The organism is Mesorhizobium sp. WSM4814, assembly GCF_055811595.1.
On the sequence record NZ_JBVVQT010000023.1, the window covers coordinates 80358 to 99960 of the forward strand.

At 62.7% G+C, this 19603-nt stretch carries 20 protein-coding genes; 11 read left to right on the forward strand and 9 right to left on the reverse strand.

The features are described 5' to 3' along the window. The first annotated feature begins 92 nt into the window (after positions 1-92). Positions 93-863, forward strand: a complete 771-nt coding sequence (locus tag AC0L2V_RS26650) for an inositol monophosphatase family protein (protein ID WP_091598200.1) — start codon at positions 93-95, stop codon at positions 861-863. On the opposite strand, the gene AC0L2V_RS26655 is transcribed toward AC0L2V_RS26650, so the two are convergent. Genes AC0L2V_RS26655 through AC0L2V_RS26665 form a run of 3 tightly spaced genes read right to left on the reverse strand, consistent with a single transcriptional unit; the run spans position 853 to position 5201 of the window. Beyond that, the gene (locus AC0L2V_RS26655; RefSeq protein WP_091598197.1) at positions 853-1929 is read right to left on the reverse strand and encodes an ABC transporter ATP-binding protein; all 1077 of its coding nucleotides are present in this window, start codon (positions 1927-1929) and stop codon (positions 853-855) included. The two genes, AC0L2V_RS26650 and AC0L2V_RS26655, sit on opposite strands and share 11 nt — an antisense overlap. Continuing rightward, positions 1930-4212, reverse strand: coding sequence for an ABC transporter permease (locus AC0L2V_RS26660; RefSeq protein WP_473521639.1), 2283 nt, complete (start codon positions 4210-4212; stop codon positions 1930-1932). Between the two features lie 2 nt (positions 4213-4214). Further along, complete coding sequence (locus AC0L2V_RS26665) at positions 4215-5201, reverse strand: ABC transporter substrate-binding protein (RefSeq protein WP_473521651.1); 987 nt, start codon at positions 5199-5201, stop codon at positions 4215-4217. A gap of 604 nt (positions 5202-5805) precedes the next feature. Between AC0L2V_RS26665 and nanR the strand changes: the two genes are divergently transcribed. The 10 genes from nanR to AC0L2V_RS26715 all read left to right on the forward strand — a co-directional run bounded on the left by nanR (position 5806) and on the right by AC0L2V_RS26715 (position 16664). Further along, on the forward strand, positions 5806-6513 hold the full coding sequence (gene nanR, locus AC0L2V_RS26670) for a transcriptional regulator NanR (protein WP_128246900.1): 708 nt from the start codon (positions 5806-5808) through the stop codon (positions 6511-6513). Beyond that, complete coding sequence (locus AC0L2V_RS26675; protein ID WP_473521640.1) at positions 6513-6818, forward strand: putative quinol monooxygenase; 306 nt, start codon at positions 6513-6515, stop codon at positions 6816-6818. Before nanR ends, AC0L2V_RS26675 begins: the two co-directional genes overlap by 1 nt. Positions 6819-6867: 49 nt before the next feature. Then, positions 6868-7644, forward strand: a complete 777-nt coding sequence (locus AC0L2V_RS26680; protein ID WP_473521641.1) for an HpcH/HpaI aldolase family protein — start codon at positions 6868-6870, stop codon at positions 7642-7644. 13 nt (positions 7645-7657) lie between these two features. Further along, entirely contained in the window at positions 7658-8710 is a 1053-nt protein-coding gene (locus AC0L2V_RS26685; RefSeq protein ID WP_473521642.1) for an NAD(P)-dependent oxidoreductase, read from the forward strand. 114 nt (positions 8711-8824) lie between these two features. Then, positions 8825-10480 carry an extracellular solute-binding protein gene (locus tag AC0L2V_RS26690; RefSeq protein WP_473521643.1) on the forward strand — a complete coding sequence of 552 codons (1656 nt, stop codon included), beginning with the start codon at positions 8825-8827 and terminating at the stop codon, positions 10478-10480. 112 nt (positions 10481-10592) lie between these two features. Further along, complete coding sequence (locus AC0L2V_RS26695) at positions 10593-11534, forward strand: carbohydrate ABC transporter permease (RefSeq protein WP_254026370.1); 942 nt, start codon at positions 10593-10595, stop codon at positions 11532-11534. Further along, positions 11534-12382, forward strand: coding sequence for a carbohydrate ABC transporter permease (locus AC0L2V_RS26700; protein ID WP_128246859.1), 849 nt, complete (start codon positions 11534-11536; stop codon positions 12380-12382). Before AC0L2V_RS26695 ends, AC0L2V_RS26700 begins: the two co-directional genes overlap by 1 nt. An 11-nt stretch (positions 12383-12393) precedes the next feature. Then, positions 12394-13488, forward strand: a complete 1095-nt coding sequence (locus tag AC0L2V_RS26705) for an ABC transporter ATP-binding protein (protein WP_091598167.1) — start codon at positions 12394-12396, stop codon at positions 13486-13488. Beyond that, a complete protein-coding gene (locus tag AC0L2V_RS26710; RefSeq protein ID WP_473521644.1) occupies positions 13485-15464 on the forward strand; it encodes a D-apionate lactonase family protein in 1980 nt (659 codons plus the stop codon). Before AC0L2V_RS26705 ends, AC0L2V_RS26710 begins: the two co-directional genes overlap by 4 nt. A gap of 411 nt (positions 15465-15875) precedes the next feature. Further along, entirely contained in the window at positions 15876-16664 is a 789-nt protein-coding gene (locus AC0L2V_RS26715) for a DUF899 domain-containing protein (protein WP_287219345.1), read from the forward strand. 171 nt (positions 16665-16835) lie between these two features. Here the strand turns inward: AC0L2V_RS26715 and AC0L2V_RS26720 are convergent, their stop codons facing one another. From AC0L2V_RS26720 to AC0L2V_RS26745, 6 genes are all read right to left on the reverse strand, one after another. After that, entirely contained in the window at positions 16836-17480 is a 645-nt protein-coding gene (locus AC0L2V_RS26720) for an SCO family protein (RefSeq protein ID WP_091598162.1), read from the reverse strand. After that, on the reverse strand, positions 17477-18022 hold the full coding sequence (locus AC0L2V_RS26725) for a TlpA family protein disulfide reductase (RefSeq protein ID WP_473521645.1): 546 nt from the start codon (positions 18020-18022) through the stop codon (positions 17477-17479). Before AC0L2V_RS26725 ends, AC0L2V_RS26720 begins: the two co-directional genes overlap by 4 nt. Next, entirely contained in the window at positions 18019-18468 is a 450-nt protein-coding gene (locus tag AC0L2V_RS26730) for a c-type cytochrome (RefSeq protein WP_473521646.1), read from the reverse strand. Before AC0L2V_RS26730 ends, AC0L2V_RS26725 begins: the two co-directional genes overlap by 4 nt. Next, positions 18465-18602 (reverse strand): hypothetical protein, encoded by a 138-nt coding sequence (locus tag AC0L2V_RS26735; protein WP_473521647.1) that lies wholly within the window; start codon positions 18600-18602, stop codon positions 18465-18467. The genes AC0L2V_RS26730 and AC0L2V_RS26735 overlap by 4 nt, the downstream gene beginning before the upstream one ends. Positions 18603-18634: 32 nt before the next feature. Next, positions 18635-19075, reverse strand: coding sequence for a DUF411 domain-containing protein (locus AC0L2V_RS26740; protein WP_023803572.1), 441 nt, complete (start codon positions 19073-19075; stop codon positions 18635-18637). Between the two features lie 26 nt (positions 19076-19101). Next, the coding region (locus AC0L2V_RS26745) for a multicopper oxidase domain-containing protein (protein WP_473521648.1) at positions 19102-19603 on the reverse strand (502 nt) is incomplete at its 5' end.

Sequence of the window (19603 nt, forward strand, 5' to 3'; positions counted from 1 at the left end):
TAACTGGGCCTTGAATACAAAGAGCCAGAGAACGAATGGAAAGCAGAAACAATGACGGAATTCACTGCGTGAATGGTGACGATAACGATCGGATGCTGTTTGCGACTGCGCTGGCGCGGCGCGGCGGCGAACTCGGCCTGCAATATTTCCGACAACTGGAGACACTCACAATCGAGAGCAAGGGTCATCAGGACCTGGTCTCCGAGGCCGACCGGAATGTCGAGACGTTCATCCGCCGGGAGCTTGCGGCGCAATATCCTGAAGACGGTGTTATCGGAGAGGAACACGCCGCACTCGCCGGCGGATCGGGTTACACATGGGTGATAGATCCAATCGACGGCACTGCCAATTTTCTGCGCGGCATCCCGGCCTGGACCGTCGTCATCGCCTGCGTCAAGGAGGGTGTGGCGGTCGTGGGCGTTATCCATGAACCCTCTACCGGCGAGACATTTTATGGACGCCGCGGCGGTGGCGCTTTCCTCAACGGCCGGCCCATCAAGACAAGCCCGACGAAGAGCCTGACGCAAGGCTCGGTCGGAACCGGCTTCTCCAATCGTCGTGAAGCGCGCACCGTCGCCAAGCTGATCGATCTCCTGCTTCAGGAGGGCGGCGTGTTTTTCCGCAATGCATCCGGTGCGCTTATGCTTGCCTACGTCGCCTCGGGCAGGCTGCTCGCCTATGTCGAGGAGCATATGAATGCTTGGGACTGCCTCGCCGGCATGCTTCTGGTCGAAGAGGCCGGCGGGTCGGTCGTCACGCCCGACCCGAAAACGGTTCTCGAGGAAGGAACACTGGTCATCGCGGGCGGCAAGGGCGTGTTCGACAAGGTCCACGCGCTCTGCAAAGAGGCGTTCAGTCTGTGATCAGCACGGGTCCGCGTTCGGGAAAGCCGATGCTCACCGGCTGCCCCGCTCGAAACGCGGTATCGACATCCGGCGAGACCACGAAGACTTCGCCGAATTGCGTGGCAATTACGAACTCGAGGTGGCTGCCGACATAGGTCACTTTTTCAAGCGTGCCAGGCAAGGCGCCTGGCGCATTCGGCTCGCCAATCTCGAGGCGGCTCGGTCGCGCCGCCAGCTTGGCCGGCCCCGGTTTGCGGCCGCGAGCCGGCAGCTTCAGCACGGCAGGTCCCAGATGCACAGTGGCGCTGTCGCCCTCGACCGACACGACCTCGCATTGGAACATGTTGGCTTCGCCGATGAAGTCGGCCACGAAAGCATTCGCGGGCTGCTCGTAGAGGTCGCGTGGCGTGCCGTCTTGGGCAATCACCGCATTGTTCATGACGATGATGCGATCGGAGACGGCGAGCGCTTCCTCCTGGTCGTGGGTGACGTAGACGACGGTCAGGCCGAGTTTCTGCTGGATCTCGCGGATTTCCTCGCGCACGCGCCGGCGGAGCTTGGCATCCAGGTTCGACAAAGGCTCGTCGAAGAGCAGCACCTGCGGCTCCAGAACCAACGCCCGCGCCACCGCGACACGCTGTTGCTGTCCGCCCGAAAGCTGGCTCGGCAGGCGGTCGCCGAAATTGGAGAGGCCGACCAGTTCAAGCCCGGCTCTGGCCCTCTCGGCCGTCTCCTTCCTGTCGAATCCGGAAAAGCCCAGGCCGTATTCGACGTTCTGGGTCACGGTCATGTGCGGGAAAAGCGCGTAGGATTGAAACACCATGGAGACATCACGATCAGTGGCCGGCAGCCGGGTGACGTCGGCGCCCCCGATCAGGATCTGGCCGCTCGTTACCATTTCCAGTCCGGCTATCATGCGCAAGGTGGTCGTCTTGCCGCAGCCCGACGGTCCAAGCAGGGTGACCAGCTTCCCGGCCTCGATGAACAGCGAGATGTCGTTGACGGCGGGCGCCTTGCTCTTGCCGTAGATCTTGGTGACATTCCTGAATTCTACTGAGGCGGCATTGCCGCGAATTTCGGCCATTCATCCGCCTCCCGAGATCGCCGGCTGTGGACGCGCCACGACCGCCTGGCTGACATTGGTGCGCGACTGCGCCAGATCGCCGTCGAGACCGCGCCGGCCGATCATGCGGCTGCCAACGGCAAGCTGCATCAGACCGATCACCGCCAGCATGACGCCGATAAGGACGGCGGAATAAGCGATGGCGACGCCATATTCGTTATTCTCGACGCGGCCGACGATATAGCTGGTCGACATGTCATACTGGGCGCTGACCAAGAAGATGATGGCGCTGATGGCGGTCATGGCGCGAACGAAGGAATAGACCAGCGCGGCAAGGATGGCCGGCCGCAGCAGCGGCAGCACCACTTTGCGGAAGGTCTGCCAGGAGTTGGCTCCCAGAGTGAGGGACGACTCGTCGAGGCTGCGGTCGATCTGCGACATCGACGCGACACCGGCGCGGACCCCAACCGGCATGTTGCGGAAGATGAAGGAGAGCACCAGGATAATGCCGGTGCCGGTGAGCTCGATCGGCGGCACATTGAACGCAATCACATAGGACACGCCGATCACAGTGCCGGGAATGGCGAAGGACAGCATCGTTGCGAATTCGAAGGTGTCCTTGCCGGCAAAGTCCTGGCGGACCAGCAAATAGGCGGTCAACAGCCCGATAGCCGCGGTCAACGGCGCGGAGATCAACGCTATTTCCATGGTCGTCCAGAACGAACTCCAGGCCGACCCGCGCCAGTGGATGCCGAACTCGTTCCAGCCGATGGAGAACGCCGTCACGTAGTGTTCAAAAGTCAGAGAGAAATCCACCCCCCACAGCTTGACGAAGCTGCCGTAGAAGATCGTGACGTAAATCAGCAAGGTAAACAGCGTCCAGACGGCGGCGACCGCGAAGACGACGTTGCGCAATTTTGCCGGCAGATGCGAGTGAACGCCGGCGTCGCCTTTGCCGGAGACGGTCGTGTAAGACTTCTTCCCAAGCCAGAATCGCTGGGCGTAGAATGCCCCGAGCGTGAAGAACAGGAGCACGAGCGCGAGGATCGCCGCCTGCGCCTGGTCGTATTGCGCGCCGACGATGGCGAAGAAGATCTCGGTGGACAGCACATCGAAATTGCCGCCGAGCACCAGCGGATTGCCGAAATCAGCCATGCTCTCGATAAAGCCGAGCAGAAAGGCATTGGCCAGACCCGGCCGCATCAACGGCAGGGAGACGGTGATGAATGTCTGCCAGCGATTGGCGCGCAGGGTCTGCGCTGCCTCCTCCATGGATGGGCTCACACCCTCGACCACACCGATCATCACCAGAAAAGCGATCGGGGTGAAAGCGAGCACCTGGGCGATCAGCAGGCCAGGCAGGCCGTAGACCCATCGCGTCGGTTGGGCGCCGATCAGCTCGGCGAAACCCAGATTGATGGCGCCCGAGAGGCCGAACAGAAGGATGATGGCGAGGCCGATGACGAAGGGTGGTGTGATGATCGGCAGCACGGTCAGCGCGCGCAACAGTGCGCCGTAGCGAAAGCCGGTGCGGGTCACCACCAAGGCAAAGACAAGGCCGAGCGCGGTGGTCGTCACGCCGACGAGCACGGCGAGAAGGAGCGAATTCCAGGCGACGCCGCAGCGCGGGCCACTGGTGAGGCAGCCGAGGCTCCAGAGCCGGTCGCTGGAGAGTTTCGCGAGAAAGACGGGAAGCGAATAGTCGCCCTCCTGCGTGAGCAGCGCGCTCCCCAGCATTTGACCGATCGGCATGAAGATGAAGATGGCGACCACGGCGACAACGAAGCCGATCGAGCCGGCGACGAATTCGTCGCCGGCCACCGCGCCGCGCGCCGCAAGCCCGAGGGTGAACAGGAACAAGAACGCGCAGCCTACCAGCAGTGCGCCCCAGCCCATGCCAAACTGGCGGTCGTCAAGCTCGCCAAAGAGCGAGTTCAGCCATTGCCACTGGAAGCCACGCAGGCCAATGCCGAAGCCTTGAAGCAGGAAATAGGCGCCGCCGGTCGCGCCGACGGCGATCAGCAAATAGCCAAAGAAAGGGTCGGACTTGCGCCGCCCCCATAGCATGAGCGGCGCGAGAAGCAGCGGGCCGAGGGGTGCGAGCCAGAGTTTGTCGCCTTGCAGCACAAGGAAAAGCGCCGGCGCGACGTCATCGTCAAGCGGATAGCCGTCCAACAGCCAGGACAGCGTGAAGAGATTGCTGTCCAGCCCGTACCAAGGCAGCAGCGCATAGCCGAGCAAGCCGACCGCCGTCCACAGGACGACGGTCGGGTGAAGCGCGCTCGTAGCAGTGCGGACGCGCATGATCACTGCGGCAGGGTCGAAACCTCCGTATCCCACTTCTGCAGCAGGCGCTTGCGCTCGGCGCTCGATCCATACTTCTTGAAATCGTAGTCGATGAGCTTGATGGTCGACAGGTCGGGCGACAATTCGGACGCGGTGGCATTCTTGTTCGACGGCAATTGGAACGACTTCGCGTCCTTGGCCTTCGACTGCATCTCGGCGGTCAGCGCCCAGTCGTAGAACTGTTTTGCTGCTTCCGGGTTACGGGCGCCCTTGATCAGCGACATCGAGCCGATCTCATAGCCGGTGCCTTCGCAAGGCGCCACCGTGACGATCGGGAAGCCGGCTGCCGTCTGCGCCACCGCATCATGCATGAAAACGATGCCGAGGGTCGTTTCGCCGAGACCCGCGGCCTTGATCGGAGCGGAGCCGGACTTGGTGTACTGGTTGATGTTGGCGTGGAGCGCCTTCAGGTACTCAAAACCCTTGTCCTCGCCCATCAGCTGAACCACCGTCGCGAGCATTGTATAGGCGGTGCCCGATGAGTTCGGGTTGGCCATCTGGATGTGGCCCTTGTATTCCGGCTTGGTCAGATCGGCCCAGCATTTCGGCTCCGGCAGGGTGCTCTTGGCCAACAGATCCTTGTTGTAGCCGAAGCCGAGCGCACCGGAGTAAACGCCAATCGTCTTGTTATTGGCGGCTTCCGCCTGCTTGATCGCCCAGTCGTGCAGTTCGCCGCGCATCGGGGACATATATTCCTCGGTCAGTCCTTCCTCGGCGGCCTGGAGATGAGGATCGCCGGTGCCGCCCCACCAGACGTCGCCCTTTGGGTTTCCGGCCTCGGCGCGCACCTGGGCATATGTCTCGCCTGAGCTCTTGCGGGTCATGTCGACGGTGATGCCGGTCTTTTCCTCGAAGCTGGTCTTGATTTGCTGGCACCAGGCCTCGTCGGCGGCGCAATAGAGGGTGAGGCTGTCGGCGTAAGCCGAGCTGGCGGCACAGACGAGCATTACTGCCGTTGCCGCCAGACGGACACAGGTCTTTTTCATGTGCGAGTTTCCTCCCATTGTTTCGCCGTCTAACAAGTATCAAGCATTGCTGCGGCGGGGACCAGATTGGGAGCTTTTGCGCCGATTTGCAAATCGAGTCGGCGGCGGCTGGAACAGGGCTGTCCATATATTCTTCCGCAACGGACCGTCCAATCCAGAGTGGTTCGAGCTTTTTCATGGGGTGGTAGCGTTCGGTTCTGGTCTGCTGGATTCTTCGGCTGAGATAACGGCATGATGGATCCCAGGGCTGCGCCGCGTCGCCTCGCTCCTTGCGCCGCCCGGGATGACGAAGTGGAGGGGTGTTTCGGCTAGTCCGCAAGGTTTGCGATGCCACCGACCGGAATTGTCGACGTCCGCTGCCGATCAATCTCGTTCGATCCGAAATGATCCTGACGCGAACTGACAGCGTTGGCTGATCGCTCAGCTAGTGAGCAAGTTGCTTGTAGAAAAAGAGCCAAAGCCTCGCTCGCTTGTTTTGCGCTTGAAGACGGGCGTCTGTCGATTTGAGTTGTGTTTGACACGGGGGCAACATGGCAATAGCGTGTTGGTATCAAAGGTATGCCAAGTGATTGGTGTTCAGATCAAGCAGCGGAAGCTTTCGGACGAGGTTGCAGAACACCTCGAGCGGATGATCCGCAAGGGAGAACTGGCCGAAGCCGAGCGGCTGCCGTCGGAACGGGAACTCATGCGGCAATTCGGGGTCGGGCGCCCCTCAATCCGTGAGGCGCTGCTGCATCTGAGCAAGATGGGCCTTGTCGAGGTGAGGTCCGGTGAGCGTGCCCGCGTCACCCGCCCCACACCCCAATTCGTACTCGACGCCCTCTCAGGCCCGGCGCGACACATGATTTCGGCCCCGGGCGGGGTTCAGGACTTCCAGAGCGCACGTTTGTTTTTCGAGGTCGGGCTTGCCCGCAACGCCGCTGTGAATGCCACGCCAGAGGACATTGAAAGCCTCAAGGCGGCGCTAGAGATGAACCGGCAGTCGATCGGCGACCTCACGCGCTTCGAACGCACTGACGTGGACTTCCATTACGTGCTGGCGGTGATCACCCGCAATCGGATCTTCACAGCTGTCCATGCGGCGTTGGCCGAATGGCTGCTCGAACAGCGGCGGACGACTTTGGCCGAAGGTGAAGACCGCAAGGCCTACGAGGCCCACCGAAAGATTTTCGAGGCGATCGCCGCGCGCGATCCGGACGGGTCCGAAGCGGCGATGCGCAGGCATCTGGAATATGTGTCGAGGCGGTATCTGGAAATCGCGAGGCCCATGTGATGACCAGCTTCGTCGTCTGGGTCGATTTCCGCCTCAAGCCGGGCGCCCGAGACAGCTTCCGAAAGCTCGTTGACGCCAATGCGACCGCGTCGGTACGCAACGAGGTCGGCTGCCGCCGCTTTGACGTGACGGAGGCGCGCGGCGAACCGGACCGGCTCGTGCTCTACGAGATTTATGACAGCGAGGCCGCTTTCGATGAACACTGCCGGACGGCGCATTTCGATGAATTCAACACGCAAAGCGCGCCGCTCGTTAACACCAAATTGGTGACGATCTGCGACCTCGTTCTCGAGGCAACGCCTTGAACAAAGCATAATTGGATTGCGCCCTTCGGGGCGAAGGGGAGGGAAGCGCATGTTAGAGTCTAGTCTCAAGGGGTTGGCTGCGCACCGACGGGTCAAGCTCGGCACGCTCGTCGCCGAATTCGCGACGCCGGGAATCGGGCACATTCTGAAATCCGCCGGCTGCGATTTCGTCTTCTTCGATATGGAGCATTCGGGCTTCAGCCTGGAAACGGTGAAGAGCGCGATCCGCTATTTCGAGGCAGCCGACCTGCCGGTCATGGTGCGTGTGCCGTCGCAGGACTATCATTTCCTCGCCCGCGCCATGGACATGGGGGCTGAAGGGCTGATCGCGCCGATGGTGAGTACGGTCGAACAGGCGCAGCACATCATCAACTCGATGAAGTATCATCCTGCTGGCGCTCGCGGCGTAGCGCTACAGATCGCGCATGACCGTTACCGTCCGGGCTCGGTCACAGATAAATTCGAAACGGCCAACCAGCGCTCGGTGTTCATCTGCCTGATCGAGACCGCCGACGGCGTCAAGAACATCGACGGCATCGCGGGACTGGACGAGGTCGACTGTCTGTGGGTCGGACATTTCGATCTGTCGGTCTCACTCGGCGTTCCCGGCGACTTCGCCCATCCCACCTTCACCGCGGCGATGGACAAGATCGTTGCCGCCGCCAAGACGCACAACAAATCGCTGGGACGCCTGGTACCCAGCGTCCAGCAGGGTCACGATTTCTACGCGCAAGGCTTCGATTTCATCTGTTATTCGGGTGACGTCTGGGTCCTGCACGATGCGATGGCCGACGCGGTCTCAAAGATCCGGGCCGGGTGCGAGTGAGGCGGAGGAGACGATGGCCAACGCAATGTTCAGGGTGGCGCTCTCCGGTGATTTTCGCAAGCCGGACGGCGCGCCGACCTATCCCGACTTCGACCTGGAGCCGTTGCGCAATGCGCCCGGCATCGAGATGGCGTTCCTGGAGCCGAACAATCCGCTGCGCGGCGATCAGCTTGAGGACTTCGATGCACTGATCCTGCTCACCCATCGCTTCGATGCGACCAGTGTCCCGAAGAGCGGCCGACTGGCCGTCGTTGCCCGTTTCGGAGTCGGCTACGATACCGTCGACGTCGAGGCCTGCACCGCCGCCGGCATCGCCCTGGTCATCACGCCCGATGGGGTGCGGCGGCCGGTCGCCGTATCCGTCATCACCTTCATGTTGGCACTGACCGGCAAGCTGCTCACCAAGGACGCGCTGACCCGCAAGGGGCCTGCCGGGTTCAATCAGCGTTCGGAACATATGGGCGTTGGTCTCGTCGGGCGTACGTTGGGCTCGCTCGGCATCGGCAATATAGGCGCCGAGGTCTTTCGCTTGGCCAAGCCCTTCGACATGAAATTCGTCGCCCATGATCCATTCGCCGACAGCAAGGTCGCTGCCGAACTGGGCATCGAACTGGTCGGGCTGGAGGATGTGTTCCGCCGCGCCGATGTGCTGTCGGTGAGCTGTCCGCTAACGCCTCAGACCCACCACATCGTCAATGCCGAGCGGCTCGCGCTGATGAAGCGGACGGCTTACCTGATCAACACCGCGCGCGGTCCGATCGTCGACCAGGTGGCGCTGACGAAAGTGCTGCAGGAGGGCCGCATCGCCGGCGCGGGGCTCGATGTGCTGGAGCAGGAGCCGCCGGATGCCGACGACCCGATCCTCAAGCTCGACAACGTTATCCTGACGCCGCACGCGCTCTGCTGGACCGACCAGTGTTTTGCCGGAAACGGTGCTGCGGACGTCAAAGCGGTCATCGAGGTGCAGCACGGCCGCGAGCCGCGCGGCGTGGTCAATCGCGAGGTGCTTTCAAGCGAGGCATGGAAGAATCGGCTGGCCGGTTTCGCCGCCCGCTTCGGGACATAGGAGTACGAGCATTCGGCGCGCCGCCGCGCCTTCGCGGCGGCTTCACGAGAGGAATGCTCGACCGCCGCGCCCGCGGACGAGTGAAGGCAAACGAAAATGGGAGGACCAAGTACTATGAACGATCATGAAAAACGTGACTTTCAGGCAGGCCTCGAAGCAGAGGTCGACGCCTTTATGCGCGGCGAAACCACCCGCCGAACTTTCATAACCCGCTTCGGCCAGATGACCGGCATGCTGGCGGCGTCCGGACCGATCCTCGCCATGATGACGGATTGGGCGCTGGCGCAGCAGAAGCTCGAACTGGCAGACGCCGCTTCACCGCTCGGCCAGGCGCAGGCGGCGGCCATGAAGGCGTCGATGGAAGGCCCGGCGGATGGTTCCGCCTTCCGCGCCGTCGAGGCGGCCAAAGCGCATTCGGGCGTCACGCTGAACATGACCTACGAGGCAGGCCTGCAGGCTCTCGACCCGCGCAATTTCAGTGGACCGATGTGGGAGCAGCTTACGGGCATGAAGTCGAACGTGGTCGAACTGTCGAACCCGGACCAGTACTCCAAGGCCGTTGCCGAGCACATTGCCGGCTCAGGCGCCTATGACGTCCTCGACATCTCGCCAGCCTGGACGCCGTCGCTGGCCGATGGCGGCGTCATCGCACCTCTCGACGATTACATCGCCAAATACATGAACCCGGCCGACCTCGAGGACTATCATCCGCTCTACAAGGCGCTGCCGACCTACAAGGGCAAGATCTGGGGCTTCTTCGACGACGGCGACATGTTCGCTCTCTACTACCGCAAGGACATCTTCGAGGATCCGAAGATGGTGGAGGCCTACCAGGCCAAGTTCAACGCCAAGCTGGCGCCGCCGAAGACCTGGGAGGAATATGCCCAGATCGCCCAGTTCATCACCGACCAGATGGCGCCGAACGTTTATGGCGCTGGCCATTTCCGCAAGGCGGGCAGTCCCGGCAACCAGTTCGACTTTCTGCAGCAGTACCGCGCCAACGGTGGAAAACTGTTCGGCGACGACATGAAGGCCGGCTTGGTTTCGGATGCCGGCGTGAAGACGCTGCGGAACATGATTGCAGCCAATGCGGCGTCGATTCCCGGCAACAATGAACTCGACGCCGTCTCGCTGTGGGCGGCGTTCCTGACCGGCAAGGTAGCGATGATCTACTCCTGGCCGCCGTCTGGCCGCATGGCCGCGAACTATTCGCAGTCGGCCACCGCAATCAACTTCATCCCGCAATCGCAGATCGCCGGCAAGGTCGGCTACGCGGTCGTGCCCGGCAATCCTGAACATGCGACCGGCTACAACAAGGCGCTGTCGGCGGATTCGGCGAACCACGAAGCGGCCTATCTTTTCATGCAATGGGCCTGCTCGCCACCCGTCTCGCTTGCGCGCTGCATGCTGCCCTACGCCCTGCGCGATCCCTACCGCATCTCCCACTTCAAATCCGAGCTTTACGGCGCGCTGTTCCCGAGCGCCAAGGAGTATCTGAGCAATCTTAACAACTCGGCCAATGTCGGCCTCCTCGACCCGATCATGCCAGGCGCGCAGGACTATTTCCTGAGCATCGACCGCATGTGCACAGCTGTGTGGGCCGGTGCGGATCCGAAGGCGTCGCTAGAAACAGCGGCGGCCGAGTGGAATGAGACGACCGACCGGCTCGGCGTGGATTCGCAGAAGGCATTCTACACCGAGTTCCTGAAACTGCCGGGCGCTACTGCCGACAACACGGTGGAGAAGCTCGGCATGGCGGTCACCCTCTGAGTTCGGCCTGCATCAGGGACGCCGGCCGGTATTCTTGACCGAAATCGGTGTTGCGGGCGCTTGGTCCGCAACACCTCGTCGCAACCGCCAGACAGGTTTTGGGATGTCATCGATGCAGCATACCGCAACCATCAGTCGCTTGAAGGCCGCTGGCGCCCCGCCACGACTGTCGGGCTTCGCACAATGGGCGGACCGCCACTTCAAATGGCTGCTGGTGGCGCCCGCAGTACTGCTGATCCTGGCGCTGTCGGTCTATCCGCTGCTGTTCTCGCTGGTCGTGTCTTTCATCAATTATGATTTCCAGGTGCCGGGCCACGCCTTTGTCGGATTGAAGAATTTCGAGCGCGTGGTGTTCGATCCCGTCGCGCGCTGGTCGCTGTTGCTGACAGCGTGGCTGTCGGGGATCAGCGTCGCTATCGAATTCGTTCTCGGCCTTCTGGTGGCGCTGACCATGGTTCGCAGCTTTCCGGGCCGCGGCGTGATCATGTCGATCCTGATCGTGCCGCTGTTCATCAGCCCGGTCATCGTGGGCCAGGCCTGGACGCTGCTGCTGCAGCGGCCTTTCGGGCCGACCAACTACATTTTGACGCAACTTCTGGGACAGGAGGTGACGATCGGCTGGATGACCGAATCGCCATGGCTCTATGTTTCGCTGATTATCGCCGATGTTTGGCAGTGGACACCGTTCATGTTCGTCATCCTGCTCGCCGGGCTTACCGCCATTCCCCCGAACCTTTACGAGGCGGCGGAACTCGACGGGGTCAATGCCTGGCAAGCCTTCTGGGCGATAACCCTGCCGCATCTTGCGCCAATGATGCTGCTGGCGTTGACCTTTCGGCTGCTTGATGCAATCCGCATGTTCGATACTATTTTCATCATGACCGGCGGCGGGCCAGGCACGCGGACCTACACCGCTTCCTACTATCTCTACACGGTCGGCTTCACCCAATTCCATCTGTCGCAGGCGACCGCCGGAAGCTGGTTGTTCCTGATCTTCACCGCGCTCGTGGTAATGCTGCTGGTGCGACGGCTTTTGAAGACGGAGCCGGTCTGATGGCGGCCGTCGCGCCTGTCCGTCGCCCGAAACGCCGGTCGATACCGGTCGGCCGCATCCTGCTGCTCGGCTTCTTCCTGGTCTTCGTGTTGTGGCCGCTCTACTGGATGTTCAACACCTCGATCAAGCCGAGCGACGACTATCTCACCGTGCCGCCCGTCTGGTTCCCAACCGCACCCACCCTTGTCCACTATGAAGCTGCGCTGTTCGCCTATCGCGGCCTCGACGGGCTGATCAACAGCCTGATCATCTCGCTGTCGGCAACGGTGCTCTCGGCCCTGTTCGGCACGCTGATGGCCTACAGCCTGGCGCGCTACAACACCGGCGGCCAGCATCTGTCGTTCTGGGTGCTGTCGCAGCGCTTCCTGCCGCCCATCGGCATCGTGCTGCCGGTGTTCCTGATCTACCGCGGCGTTGGCCTCTACGACACGCATATTGGCCTGATCATCGCCTATACGGTGTTCACGCTGCCGGTGTCGGTATGGATGATGTTCGCTTATTTCCGCGGCATGCCGAAATCGATGGAGGAGGCGGCCCTTGTCGACGGCTGCACGCGGTGGGAGGCGTTCTGGCGCGTCGCAGTGCCGCTCGCCGCGCCAGGCATCGTCGCGGCGGCGGTCTTCGCCTTCATCGCCTGCTGGACGGAGTTCTTCTTCGCGCTGATTCTGACCAGCCGCACTGCTTTCACGCTGCCAACGGTGTTTCGCGCCTTCATCGGTTTCCAGGGCGCGCAATATGGCGAGGCGGCAGCACTGGCCATCGTCTCCCTCGTGCCGTCGATCGCGCTGGGAGTACTTGCCCAACGACATCTCGTGCGCGGGCTCACGCTCGGCGCTGTTCGCGGATAGAAAGGGTCGGCATGGCCGAAGTCAGGATCACCGGCTTGCACAAGCGCTACGGCGCCTTCCATGCCGTGCGCGGCATAGACCTGGACATTCGCGACGGCGAGTTCACCGTGCTGGTCGGCCCGTCCGGCTGTGGCAAGAGTACGCTGCTGAGGACCATTGCAGGGCTGGAGGAGAGTTCGGAAGGCACGATCGAGATCGGCGGCGAAGTGGTCAATGATTTCCGACCGCGCGACCGTGACGTGGCGATGGTGTTCCAGGACTATGCGCTTTATCCCCACATGAACGTGGCGAAAAACATTGGCTTCGGCCTAAAGGCGCGAAAAATGCCGAAATCGGAGGTGGAGACGCGCGTCGCCGAGGCGGCGCGCATGCTTGGCATCACCCCGCTGCTCGGGCGCTTTCCGCGCCAATTGTCCGGCGGGCAGCGCCAGCGGGTCGCCATCGGCCGCGCCATTGTCCGCAGCCCGCGCATTTTCCTGTTCGACGAGCCGCTGTCCAACCTCGACGCGCAGCTTCGCGACGAGATGCGCGGCGAGATCAAGCGCCTTCACCAGGACATTGCGACAACGATGATCTACGTCACCCATGACCAGATCGAAGCGATGACTCTGGCTGACCGCATCGTGCTGATGCGCGACGGAATGATCGAGCAGCAGGGCGCGCCGCTCGAGCTGTTCGAGCGCCCCGCCTCGACCTTCGTCGCTGGCTTTCTCGGTTCGCCGCGGATGAGCTTCCTGCCGGGCACGCTGAAGTTGGACGGCAGCGCTGCCGCCATCCGGCTCTCCGAGGCGCTGCTTCCGGTCGCCCCCGGCCGGAGCCTGAATGGCGCCATTGACGGACAGGCGGTGCTGCTTGGACTGCGGCCAGAACATCTGACGCGCGCGCATGCTGCGACACCTGCGCAGGGCACGTTTCGCTACGACGCAACGATCGACCTGCTGCAGCCGACCGGCTCGCGCAGCTATGCGACCTTCCGCCTGGCCGGCGCGCCGGTGATGGCGGAACTGCAGGCGCACGACGTCAGTCGTCCCGGCGAGAGACTGCCGATCGACATCAACATGAACCGGGCCTCGATTTTCGACGCCAAGACCGAGAGAGCGATTTGACCACGGCAGCACCTCGAGCAATCCGCTTGTGTGGGACCGAACAGGCCGATCCGCAGTTGCGGACACTGCGCGCGGGACCCTTGTCGGTCGAGTTTGACAATGGGGCGATACGCTATGTGCGGATCGGCGGGGTCGAGGTTCTGCGCGCGATTTCATTTCTCGTACGGGACGAGAACTGGGGAACCGAGACGCCCGTTCTCGATGACCTTCAGATCGATGAAAAGCCGGATGCGTTCAGCGTCGCCTATCGTGGAACATGCGCGGGTGCGTGCGGTCGGCTGGTCTACCAGGCGCGGATCGCAGGCGGGAGCGACGGTGCGCTGTCGTTTGTGGTGGAGGCAGAGCCCGAAACTGACGTATTGACCAACAGAACCGGCTTCGTCGTGCTGCATCCGATCGAGGGTTTGGCCGGCAAGCCGGTAAAGGTGCTGCACGAGGACGGCCGCGAAAAACTCTCGCTTTTTCCGGACACCATCGATCCTAGGTGTCCGTTCACCGACATTCGCGCGCTTTCGCACGAGATCGTGCCTGGAATCTGGGCCACATGCACCATGGAAGGTGACGCCTTTGAGATGGAGGATCAGCGCAATTGGTCCGACGCCTCCTACAAAACCTATGTCCGTCCCCTGCGTCGCCCGTGGCCCTACAGATTGCCGAAAGGCGAGAAATTCACGCAGGCCGTCCGACTTCAGCTGTTGGGAACGCTCCCTGCCGGGTCTTCCAAAAACCCCGATCCATCCATCAACCTGACGATTGGCAGAGCCATCGGTCGAGTGCCCCGCATTGGCATCGGCGTCGCTGCCGACGAGGCGAAGCACGCGTTTGAAGTCGCCGAGCTCATTCGACCATTGGCTCCGCAGTGGGTGGTCTGCCAAGTCGATCTCCGGTTCGGGCACGGCCAGGATGAACTTGAAGGTTACACCGCCCTGGCACAGTTGACCGGCGCTGGCGTCGTACTTGAGATCATCACCAAGGGCACGCTCGATCCTTTCGGCGAATTGGCGCCTCTCGCGGATGCTGTCCAAAGCCTTCGCCTCAATCCAGAAGCTGTCTCCGTCTTTCCGGCGCAGGACATGAAGTCGGTGCAGCCGGGAGCACCGTGGCCGGCGATGCCCACCTTCGAGCAAAACTACGCCGCCGCCCGCCGGGCTTTCCCCGGGGTGCCGCTGGGCGGCGGCATGGCCGCATACTTCACCGAGCTAAACCGCAAGCGTCCGCCAACCGGAGCGCTCGACTACGCAACCTTCACCACCTGTCCAAACGTGCATGCAGCAGATGATGTCTCCGTAATGGAGACGCTTCAGGCTATCCCCCATCTGATCCGCTCTACCCGTGCTTTCATGGGCGACCGCTTGCCCCTGCGTATAGGTCCCAGTCAGCTAGGCTGCCGCGAGAACCCCTACGGCAAGTCCACTGCGCCGAATGAAGCGAACGGTCGCGTCTGTCTGAGCCGCATCGATCCTCGGCAGCGCGGCCTGTTCAATGCGGCTTGGACAGTCGGATATTTCGCGGCCTGCGCGCACGAGGGAATCGAGGCCGTCGCATTCGGCGACTTCACCGGCCCGTTCGGATACGTCTACAGGAAGGCCGATTTCGTGCAGCCGTGGTTTGACGAACAGGATGGCCGAATGGTGTATCCCGCTTTCCATGTCATGGCAGGCCTCTCAAAACTCAGTGGGGCCACCCTGCTGTCCGTGGCAACTTCCGGAGCTGACAGCATCGCGGCGATCGCGGCCGAAAAAGACGGGCGCACGACGCTGTGGCTCTCGAATCTTACTGCCAAAAAGCAATCAGTGCAGCTTTCGGATACGCCGAACAGCGCCCGCATTGCTCTTCTTGCTGCCGACCAGTTCGAGCGGGCGGCAGCCGATCCGAACTTCATGGAAAGTCCCGGAAGACGGTTGGATGACCAATTCATCTCTCTTGACGCCTACGCCGTGGCGCGAGTCGATCTCCACCGTTCGTCTTCGACATAGCCCGGTGGACGGTAGATTGGCGGGGTTGATGTAGCGGAGAACAGAGTCAACGTCCGCTCTTGCGTTCAGTGTCGGATGCCCGTTATGGCGCTCTTTGCTAGTTCCCGCCGACCAGTTCAAGCAGCAAGGTTCTCGGCAATTGGCGGCAGCCAGTCTGATTTGAGTTTGAGCCCAATCTTCGAAACGCTGCCCTCAAAATTTTGAATGGCGCCAGCGCCCCGGGGCATGCGGCGGGAGCACCTTCGCGCCACGCCACGCGGTTCAACGCCCCGAGGGGATAATAGCGTCACACTTGTTACTCCCACTGGTCGTTTTCCGGTGCCAAACTATTTTAGGCCCAACAACCAGCGATGAGCAGCGAATGAGCCGTGCTTCAGCGACGCGGGAATTCGCCCAGATCAGGAGGAAGCCATGACTTCAGCAGCCAAGAGCGAACGGAAAAGCGGACAGACTGCCATGCGCACACCACCGGTGGTGTCGCCGCAGGAGTGGGAAGCGGCCCACGCGCAGCTGCTCGTGAAGGAAAAGGCCCAGACCCGCGCCCGTGACGCGCTGGCCGCCGAGCGGCGGCGGATGCCGTGGATGGCGGTGGAGAAGAATTATGCGTTCGAGGGGCCCGACGGGAAGGTGAGCCTGCTCGACCTGTTCGACGGTCGGCGTCAGCTGATCGTCTACCGCGCCTTCTTCGAGCCGGGAGTGTTCGGCTGGCCCGACCATGCCTGCCGCGGCTGCTCCATGGTGGCCGACCAGGTCGCCCACCTCGCCCATCTGAACGCCCGTGACACCACCCTCGTCTTCGTCTCGCGTGCGCCGCAGGCGGATATCGCGCGGTTGAAGGCGCGGATGGGCTGGGAGATACCATGGTTCACCCTCACCGACAGCTTCGACGCCGATTTCGGTGTCGACGAGTGGCACGGCCACAACGTGTTCATCCGCGACGGCGACCGCGTGTTCCGCACCTACTTCATCAACAATCGCGGCGACGAGCAGATGGGCGGCACCTGGAACTATCTCGACATCACGCCGCTGGGCCGGCAGGAGGTCTGGGAGGACTCGCCCGAGGGCTATCCCCAGACCCCAGCCTACAAATGGTGGAACTGGCACGACAGCTACGCCGCAGATCCGGCAGCCGACAAGAAGTGGGCCGAGGTGTCGGAGGCCGGAGAGGCGGCGTTCCGGGAGGCGAGCACGAAGCAATGAGCCAGGCCTGATCGCTGAGATCGACGGCGGCGGCGTCGAAACGCAGGAATCCTGTTCCCAGCGGCGCTGGCGCGGCGGCTCATGAGCGATCCGTGCGCTGTTGCCGTGTTGTTCCCCCAACCGGACAACCTCGGAGGGCGTCCGGCGGTAGTGCTGGATCAGGTCAATTGATCACGGCCGATTCACGCTGTTCGTCAGCCCATTGACGTACATGACCAGGTTCAGCGGATCGAACCTGAGGCCGTGGAACTTGGCCGCGAAGCGCCCGCCGCGGTCGATCACGTGCGTCACCAAGCCATGCATCTGCTGGCCGCCTTCGAGCGGATCGAAACGGACGTTGTATTGCTCGGACAGCTTGCGCGTCGCATCCTCCGCCTGCCCTTCGCGGGTGGTCAGGAAGGTCCAGTTGCGCGGGTCGAGCCCGTGCGCTTCGCCGTATCCCTTCATGACCTCGGGCGTGTCTGACTTCGGGTCTGTCGTCACCGTCAGGAACTGCACCAGGTCCTTCATGGGCGTTTCGTTGACCATCGCCTGGACGCGGGCGATCAGGTCGGAGTGCAGCGGGCAGACGTCGGTGCAACTCGCGAACACGAAATTGAGTACAACGACCTTGTCGGCGAAGTCCGAGAGGCGGACCGGATTGCCTTCGTCGTCGGCCAGATCGAATCCCGGCGCTGCGGGAGCATCGATCGCCTGGAAATACTTCTCCTCGCTGCCCATAAGCCTGTCGAGATCGGCGCCCGGATGATGGGCAAATGCGGGAAGCGCGAGGACAGATGTGACGGCCATCGCGGCGAGAAGTGTTTTTCTGTTCATCTCCGTTCTCCGGTTTGGTCGAGTTCTCGTACGATGATCCCTTCGAAGAAGGAAACCATCTCGGGGGTGTCCCATTCGGCGGGTCCGGCGAGCCGCGCGAGCTCGTTTCCGTCGGGGCCGATCAGAAGCGTGGCTGGCAGGCCGAACAGTCCCAACGCGCGGATCGCAGTCCCGTCCTGGTCGATGAAGACGGGGAGTTTGACCCCGATCTCGTCGAAGAACTTCCGGACTGCGCCGGCTCCCGCTCGGTCCACCGAAAGGGCGACGACATCGAATCCCTCGCCGCCGAGCCGCCCCTGAAGGCGGTTGAGCGTGGGCATTTCGGCCCGGCAGGGCGCACACCAGGTCGCCCAGACGTTGAGCAGCACCATCTTGCCGCGCCAATCTTCGAGAGATTGCGGCTCTCCCGCCTCGTCGGCGAGGATGAGTTCGGGCAAGGGCTGCGGCTCTTCGTGCAGCGGCATCACTGTCGGTTCCTGCGCGTGCGCGTTGCCCACGGCCACAACGACGGCAAGTATCAGCGCCGACAGGATCGTCTTCACTGCGTCTTCTCCTGCTCGCGGCGGCTCATCTCCGACTGGTAGGCGCGCTCCCGCTCCGGCCATGTGCTCTTGATGAAGGCGAGAACGGCGCGGATCTCCTCGTCGCTCAAAATGTCCTCGAATCCCGGCATGTCGCTAGCGTACCCGTTGCCCACCACGGCGGCTGGACCCTTTTTGGTGATCCGGAACAGCACCCCGTCCGGGTGGTGCCAGGTGTGCCCGGACGCATCGTGCGGCGGGGCGGGCATGCGTCCCGCGGGAAGCTGCCTCTTCCAGTCAGGCTGGCCTTCGAGGCTGGCCCCGTGGCAGGAGGCGCAGTTCGCGGAATAGAGCTGCCGTCCCCGCGCAATTGCCGCGGCCTCGCTTGCTCCGAACGACCAGATCAAGGCGAGGGCGGCAACTCCCAAGAGCGCCGCGAAGCCGAGGATAACAGCCTGCCTGCTCATTTGCGGCCGCTGAAGAACAGGTACTTCACCAAGGTCGCGACCGCGAGAACGAGCGCAACTGCGAGCAGGAGCCAGCCCACACCCATGCCCAGCATCATGCCGCCCATGCCTTCCATCATTCCGCCGTCCATCATTGTCGGCTCCTTTTCCGCGTCTCGTTGCAGGCCTATTCCCGCGCGTATACGCCGCCCACGCTGCCAGACTTGGTGATCTCCAGCATCTCGAACGGCGCTTCCTTGGTGCCGCTCATTCCCGGCGAGCCCATTGGCATGCCGGGCAGCGTCACGCCCTTAATGTCGGGCCGCTCCGTGAGCAGCTTCTTGACCGTGCCGACGGGGACGTGGCCGCTGACGACGTAGCCGTCCACGAATGACAGGTGGCAGCCCTGGAATTCGTCCGCGATGCCTGCCTCGCGGCTCATCTCGGCGAGGTCGTGGGTGGCCTTGCTGGTGACGGTGAAGCCGTTCTCCCGCAGGTACTCGGCATAGCCTTCGCAGCAGCCGCACTGCGGGTTCTTGTAGAGGGTGACGTCCTTCTCGCCCGCGAGCGCCGGGACGGCAGCCCAGACGAAGGAAGCGAGGGCGACGGCATTCAGGATAGTACGCATTTTCGGTTCTCCTTTTGAGGGATTGGTCAGGCGACGCGGAAGACGCCCATCATCCCGGCGGCCTGGTGTTCGAGTATGTGGCAATGGAGCATCCAGTCGCCCGGATTGTCGGCAACGAGGGCGATCTCCACCCGCTCGCGCGGAGACATGAGCACCGTGTCCTGCCACTCGCGGTGCTTGCTCGGCTTGCCGTTCCGGGAGATCACCCGGAAGGAATGGCCGTGCAGGTGGATCGGATGATGCCAGGCCGTCGCGTTGGTCATCGCGATGGCATGGCTCTTGTCCCGCGCAAGCGTCAGCATCGGGTCCATGACGTGCCCTTCCGCCGCGATGCCGTTGATGAACCAGATGCCGCCGGAGTGCATCATGTTCATCATGCCGCCCATGCTGCCCATCATGCCGCCAACGGCGCCGGGGGAATGCTTGCGCGTGTCGCCCATGCTGCCGCCCATCTCCTGCATGACCATGGCTCCCATCATGCCGCCGTTGAAGGTGACCTCGTGCCGGACGGCCGATGCAAGGTCCGGC

What these genes read in the sequence shown, in the direction of transcription:
- AC0L2V_RS26650 (WP_091598200.1), top strand. Translation starts at nt 93, where the DNA reads ATGCTGTTTGCGACTGCGCTGGCGCGGCGCGGCGGCGAACTCGGCCTG.
- AC0L2V_RS26655 (WP_091598197.1), bottom strand. Translation starts at nt 1,929, where the DNA reads ATGGCCGAAATTCGCGGCAATGCCGCCTCAGTAGAATTCAGGAATGTC.
- AC0L2V_RS26660 (WP_473521639.1), bottom strand. Translation starts at nt 4,212, where the DNA reads ATGCGCGTCCGCACTGCTACGAGCGCGCTTCACCCGACCGTCGTCCTG.
- AC0L2V_RS26665 (WP_473521651.1), bottom strand. Translation starts at nt 5,201, where the DNA reads ATGCTCGTCTGTGCCGCCAGCTCGGCTTACGCCGACAGCCTCACCCTC.
- AC0L2V_RS26675 (WP_473521640.1), top strand. Translation starts at nt 6,513, where the DNA reads ATGACCAGCTTCGTCGTCTGGGTCGATTTCCGCCTCAAGCCGGGCGCC.
- AC0L2V_RS26680 (WP_473521641.1), top strand. Translation starts at nt 6,868, where the DNA reads ATGTTAGAGTCTAGTCTCAAGGGGTTGGCTGCGCACCGACGGGTCAAG.
- AC0L2V_RS26685 (WP_473521642.1), top strand. Translation starts at nt 7,658, where the DNA reads ATGGCCAACGCAATGTTCAGGGTGGCGCTCTCCGGTGATTTTCGCAAG.
- AC0L2V_RS26690 (WP_473521643.1), top strand. Translation starts at nt 8,825, where the DNA reads ATGAACGATCATGAAAAACGTGACTTTCAGGCAGGCCTCGAAGCAGAG.
- AC0L2V_RS26695 (WP_254026370.1), top strand. Translation starts at nt 10,593, where the DNA reads ATGCAGCATACCGCAACCATCAGTCGCTTGAAGGCCGCTGGCGCCCCG.
- AC0L2V_RS26700 (WP_128246859.1), top strand. Translation starts at nt 11,534, where the DNA reads ATGGCGGCCGTCGCGCCTGTCCGTCGCCCGAAACGCCGGTCGATACCG.
- AC0L2V_RS26705 (WP_091598167.1), top strand. Translation starts at nt 12,394, where the DNA reads ATGGCCGAAGTCAGGATCACCGGCTTGCACAAGCGCTACGGCGCCTTC.
- AC0L2V_RS26715 (WP_287219345.1), top strand. Translation starts at nt 15,876, where the DNA reads ATGACTTCAGCAGCCAAGAGCGAACGGAAAAGCGGACAGACTGCCATG.
- AC0L2V_RS26720 (WP_091598162.1), bottom strand. Translation starts at nt 17,480, where the DNA reads ATGAACAGAAAAACACTTCTCGCCGCGATGGCCGTCACATCTGTCCTC.
- AC0L2V_RS26730 (WP_473521646.1), bottom strand. Translation starts at nt 18,468, where the DNA reads ATGAGCAGGCAGGCTGTTATCCTCGGCTTCGCGGCGCTCTTGGGAGTT.
- AC0L2V_RS26735 (WP_473521647.1), bottom strand. Translation starts at nt 18,602, where the DNA reads ATGATGGACGGCGGAATGATGGAAGGCATGGGCGGCATGATGCTGGGC.
- AC0L2V_RS26740 (WP_023803572.1), bottom strand. Translation starts at nt 19,075, where the DNA reads ATGCGTACTATCCTGAATGCCGTCGCCCTCGCTTCCTTCGTCTGGGCT.